Raw genomic sequence first — 5,455 nt, 5'->3', positions numbered from 1 at the left:
AGTTCTGGTTGCAGTCGCAAGGCTGCGGTTCGGGAGTGGGCCCCACCGGGTCCGCTCTTTTTTATTGCCGCAATGCCTCCGCGCCGGAACGCCCCGAGCAAGGCCGGATTTCTGCGCAGCATGGCGGATACCCAGAACACCGACATCACAGTCAGCGACATCGCCGAGAAGCGGCTCATCACCGAGACCGGTGTGGCCGCACGCGTGGTGCAGGTGATCGAGGCCTCGATCGAGGGCCTCGGATTTCGCGTCGTGCGGGTCAAGGTGTCGAGCGCCAATGGCTGCACCGTCCAGATCATGGCCGAGCGGCCGGACGGCACCATGTCGGTGGGCGATTGCGAGACGGTGAGCCGGGCGATCTCGCCGCTGCTCGACCTCGACGACCCGATCGGCAAGCCGTACTATCTCGAGATCTCCTCACCCGGGATCGACCGCCCGCTGGTCCGGGCCTGCGATTTCGAGCGCTGGGCCGGCTACGAGGCCAAGATCGAGCTCGCCGTGCCGCTCGACGGCCGCAAGCGATACCGCGGGATCATCGGGGTGCCGAACCCGGACGGCCGGACGGTGCCGATCGACCTGCCCGACGTGAAGGAGGGGCTGCCGAGCCGCATCGACCTGCCCTTACGGGACCTTGGCGACGCCTATCTCGTCCTGACGGACGAACTGGTGCGCGAATCGCTCCGCCGTGGCGGCCCGCCGGCTCATGACGACGACGAGATCGAAGATGGCGCCGAGGACGAAGCGCCCCCGAGTCCCAAGACCCCGATGTCGAAAAAGAAGCCGACGAAGCCTCTCAGACCGAAGGCGTCGGCCATGCCCAAGCCCGTCAAACCCGAATCGGCAGCGAGCCAGGCCAACAAGGCCAAGCCCGTGCGGACCAAGGCGGTCCGGGTCAAAGAGACCGGCAAGCTCCACTGATCATTCGTCACCCCGCATCGATGCGGGATGGCGCACACGTCTCACCGACGAAGAGAAGGACGAAATCCGATGGCCGTCGTCAGCGCCAACAGGCTCGAACTCCTGCAGATCGCCGAAGCGGTCGCCCGCGAGAAGGTGATCGACCGCTCCATCGTCATCGACGCCATGGAGGAGGCCATCGCCAAGGCCGCCCGCTCGCGCTACGGCGCCGAGACCGACGTCCATGCCGAGATCGACCCGAAGACCGGGGCGCTCCGCCTGTCCCGCCATCTGCTCGTCGTCGACGAGGTCGAGAACGATGCCCGAGAGGTCACGCTGGCGCAGGCCCAGCGCTACAATCCCGGCGCGCTGGTCGGTGACGTCATCTCCGACACGCTGCCGCCCTTCGATTTCGGGCGCGTGGCCGCGCAATCTGCCAAGCAGGTCATCGTCCAGAAGGTGCGCGACGCCGAGCGCGACCGCCAGTTCGACGAGTACAAGGATCGCATCGGCGACATCGTCAACGGCCTCGTCAAGCGCGTCGAGTACGGCAACGTCATCGTCGATCTGGGGCGCGGCGAGGGCATCGTGCGTCGCGACGAGATGATCCCGCGCGAGACCTTCCGCCCCGGCGACCGCATCCGCTCGTACCTCTTCGACGTGCGCCGGGAGGTGCGCGGGCCGCAGATCTTCCTCTCGCGCTCGCATCCGCAGTTCATGGCCAAGCTCTTCGGCCAGGAAGTCCCCGAGATCTACGACGGCATCGTCGAGGTGAAGGCGGTGGCCCGCGATCCGGGCTCGCGCGCCAAGATCGCCGTGATCTCGCGCGACGGCTCGATCGATCCCGTCGGCGCCTGCGTCGGCATGCGCGGCTCGCGTGTCCAGGCGGTGGTCGGCGAGCTTCAGGGCGAGAAGATCGACATCATCCCGTGGTCCGAGGACCAGGCCACCTTCATCGTGAACGCCCTGCAGCCGGCGGAAGTCGTCAAGGTCGTGCTCGACGAGGAGGCCGACCGCATCGAGGTCGTCGTTCCCGACGACCAGCTCTCGCTCGCCATCGGCCGGCGCGGCCAGAACGTGCGGCTCGCCTCCCAGCTTACGGGCTGGGACATCGACATTCTGACCGAGGCCGAGGAATCGGAGCGCCGCCAGAAGGAATTCGCCGAGCGGACCGCGGTATTCATGGAGGCGCTGGACGTCGACGAGACCGTCGGCCAGCTCCTCGCGGCGGAAGGCTTCCGCACGGTGGAGGAGATCGCCTATGTCGAGCCGGGCGAGCTCGCCAACATTCAGGGCCTCGACGAGGAGAGCGGGACCGAGATCCAGGCCCGCGCGCAGGACCACCTCGCCCGGGTGGAATCGGAGTTCGATGCCAAGCGTCTCGAACTCGGCGTCGCCGACGAGCTTCGCGAGATCGACGGGATCACCACGCCGATGCTAGTGGCTCTGGGCGAGAACGACGTGAAGACCATCGAGGATCTGGCCGGCTGCGCCACCGACGACCTCGTCGGCTACACCGAAGGCCGCGGTCCCGAGGCGACGAAGCATGCCGGCTATCTCGAAGGCTTCGAGGTCTCGCGCGCCGAGGCCGAGGGCATGATCATGGCCGCCCGCCTCAGCGCAGGTTGGATCGACGCATTGCCAGAGCCGGAAGTGCCCGAGGAAGAGGGCGAGCCTCAGGCGGTGTGAGGGTCATTCCCCTTCGCCTTGCGGGGAGATGCCAGGGAGTGGGGTGGTTCGGCTGGCCTGCGAAGGTCGAGGATCGCCCAGCCACCCCCACCTCCCACTCCTCCCCGCAAGGGGAGGAGTGTTCGCACTCAGGTCCGCGCCATCCCAGCTACCGCACTCCAGGACTCCATCGCCGCATGACGGCCGTACCTCCCGAAACCGAGCCGGACGACCTCCTCGATCCAGGGCTCGGTCGCGGTCGCGCCAATGCCGAGCGAACCTGCATCGTCACCCGGGTGGCGCAGAACCCGCGCCGGCTGATCCGGTTCGTCCTGTCGCCGGACGGCGCGGTGGTGCCGGACATCCGCGCCAAGCTGCCGGGCCGCGGCGCCTGGCTTACCGTCAGCCGCGAGACGGTGGAGACGGCGATCAAACGCAAGGTGTTCCTGCGTGCCTTCAAGACCAAGGACGCGACGGTCCCGGCCAACCTCGCCGACCAGGTCGCGGCGGGCCTGCGCGGCGACCTGCGCCAATCGCTCTCGCTGGCCAACAAGGCTGGCTGCGTCGTGGCGGGTTTCGCGAAGGTGGAGTCGGCGATCGGTGACAAAGCCGGCATCGCCGGAGTGATCCAGGCGTTGGACGGAAGCGCCGACGGGCGGCGCAAGATCGCGGCGGCATTGCACCGGCGCTTCGGCGATGCCATATCCAGCGTCCCGGTGATCGATGATTTGTCCAGCGAAGAATTGGACATGGCCTTGGGCCGGGATCATGTGATACATGCCGCACTCGTCGCAGGAGTCGGGAGTACCGGCTGCCTTGCGCGTTGGCGTCGGCTTCGCTTTTTCGAAGGCGTTGCGACGACAGCCGACGAGGCCGGTTCGACCCGCGTTGGGCAGACCGCCTCCGATCCGCATGACGACGGCGACCAGACGAATTTACCCGGCGCACAGCAGTTTGCCGGTTCACGGGACGATGGAAACCCTCAGGGTTTGGACTGAATGAGCGATACGAACAATCCGGGCGACAAGACGCAGACGAGACCCCCCGCGAAGCCGCTGTCGTTGAAGCGTCCGATCGAGCAGGGAACGGTTCGCCAGAGCTTCTCCCACGGCCGCACGAAGCAGGTCGTGGTCGAGACGGTGAAGCGTCGTGTCATCGGTGCCTCGCCGGCACCCGCGGCTCCGGCCCGCGAGACGATTCCCGCCGCTCCGTCGCGGACGGTGCCGCCGGCTGCACCCGCGCCGACGCGCCCGGCCCAGCGCGCTGCCTCCGGCGTCGTGCTGCGGACGCTGAGCGAGCAGGAGCGTGACGCCCGCACCGCCGCCCTCGCCGACGCCCAACGCCGCGAGCAGGAAGCCCGCCGCATCGCCGAGCAGGAAGCTGCCGAGCGCCGCGAGCAGGAACTTGCCGCGCAGCGGGAGCGCGACGCCGCCGAGGCGCGCAAGCGCGAGGAGGAGGATCGCCGCCGCAAGGATGAGGAGGAGCGCCTCCGGATCGCCGAGGAAGCACGCGAGCGTGCCAGCAAAGAGGCCGCCAGCACCGCCGACGCAGCCGGCGCCGAGACCCCTGCTGCCGCTCCGGCTGCGCCGTCCAAGGCGACGACGCCGATGCCGCAGGCTCCGACTACGGTGCGTTCCGCACCGGCTCCGGCTCGCCCGGCCGCGGCTCCGGCGTCCACGGCTGCTCCTGCGCCGACGGCTGCACGTCCGGCTGCGCCCACTGCCCGTCCGCCTCTGACGGCACGCCCGGCCACCGCCGAGCCGCGCAAGACGATCACGGCCGACACGCGCAAGCCCCGCGACCTGAACTTCATGGCGCGTCCGGCGCCCGCTCCCGAGCCGGAGGTCACGACGACGACCGCCACGGCGGCCCGTCCGGCGGGTGCTGCCGCCACGGCCCGTGTCCCGGGCCGGCCCCAGGCGGCCGAGGAGGAGAGCGAGCAGAAGCGCGTGATCCGGCGTCCGGGCATGCCGCTCAAGATCATCACGCCGCCCAAGACCCCGAAGCAGCCCGGCGGCGACCGCAATCGCGGCCGCCTCACCATCGCGACGGCGACCTCGGGCGAGGACGAGCGCACGCGCTCGGTCGCGTCGTTCCGCCGCCGCCAGCAGCGGATGAGCGGCAACCGCCAGGTCGAGCAGAAAGAGAAGCTGTCTCGCGAGGTGACGATTCCTGAGTCGATCACGATCCAGGAACTCGCCAACCGCATGTCGGAGCGGGCCGTGGACGTGATCCGCCTGCTGATGAAGCAGGGCCAGATCCACAAGATCACCGACGTGATCGATTCGGATTCGGCACAGATCATCGCGGAAGAGCTCGGCCATACCGTACGCCGCGTGGCGGAGTCGGACGTGGAAGAAGGCCTGTTCAGCGAAGAGCCGGATCTGGAGGAGGATCTCGATCCGCGTCCCCCGGTGATCACGATCATGGGGCACGTCGATCACGGCAAGACCTCGCTGCTCGACGCGATCCGCAAGACCACGGTCGTCTCGGGCGAGGCCGGCGGCATCACGCAGCACATCGGCGCCTACCAGGTCGCCTCGCCTTCGGGCGAGATGATCACCTTCATCGATACCCCGGGCCACGCCGCCTTCACCTCCATGCGCGCCCGCGGCGCCAAGGTGACGGACATCGTCGTGCTGGTGGTGGCGGCGGATGATGGCGTCATGCCCCAGACCGTGGAGGCGATCTCCCACGCCAAGGCGGCCGGCGTGCCCCTCATCGTGGCCATCAACAAGATCGACAAGGCGGATGCGAACCCACAGCGGGTCCGTACCGAGCTGCTGCAGCACGACATCCAGGTCGAGTCGATGGGCGGCGAGACCCTGGAGTTCGAGGTTTCGGCAAAGACCGGCGACGGGCTCTCCGACCTGCTCGAAGGTCTCCAGCT

At 68.6% G+C, this 5,455-nt stretch carries 4 protein-coding genes; all 4 read left to right on the top strand.

All coding sequences use genetic code 11. From position 1 onward, the window contains the following. Positions 1-120 precede the first annotated feature (120 nt). The gene (gene rimP, locus ACFE7U_RS13250; protein ID WP_375410193.1) at positions 121-918 is read left to right on the top strand and encodes a ribosome maturation factor RimP; all 798 of its coding nucleotides are present in this window, start codon (positions 121-123) and stop codon (positions 916-918) included. Positions 919-987: 69 nt separating this feature from the next. Then, positions 988-2,586 carry a transcription termination factor NusA gene (gene nusA, locus ACFE7U_RS13245; protein WP_375410192.1) on the top strand — a complete coding sequence of 533 codons (1,599 nt, stop codon included), beginning with the start codon at positions 988-990 and terminating at the stop codon, positions 2,584-2,586. Positions 2,587-2,762: 176 nt separating this feature from the next. Continuing rightward, the gene (locus tag ACFE7U_RS13240; protein ID WP_375410194.1) at positions 2,763-3,563 is read left to right on the top strand and encodes an RNA-binding protein; all 801 of its coding nucleotides are present in this window, start codon (positions 2,763-2,765) and stop codon (positions 3,561-3,563) included. Continuing rightward, positions 3,564-5,455, top strand: a 1,892-nt coding sequence (locus ACFE7U_RS13235) for a translation initiation factor IF-2 (RefSeq protein ID WP_375410191.1), incomplete at its 3' end; no start/stop codon positions are given.

The organism is uncultured Methylobacterium sp. (assembly GCF_964251405.1).
In the GTDB taxonomy this organism is placed as follows: domain Bacteria; phylum Pseudomonadota; class Alphaproteobacteria; order Rhizobiales; family Beijerinckiaceae; genus Methylobacterium.
Note: the sequence above shows the minus strand (reverse complement) of the source record. Positions and strands in the feature narration are given on the sequence as shown.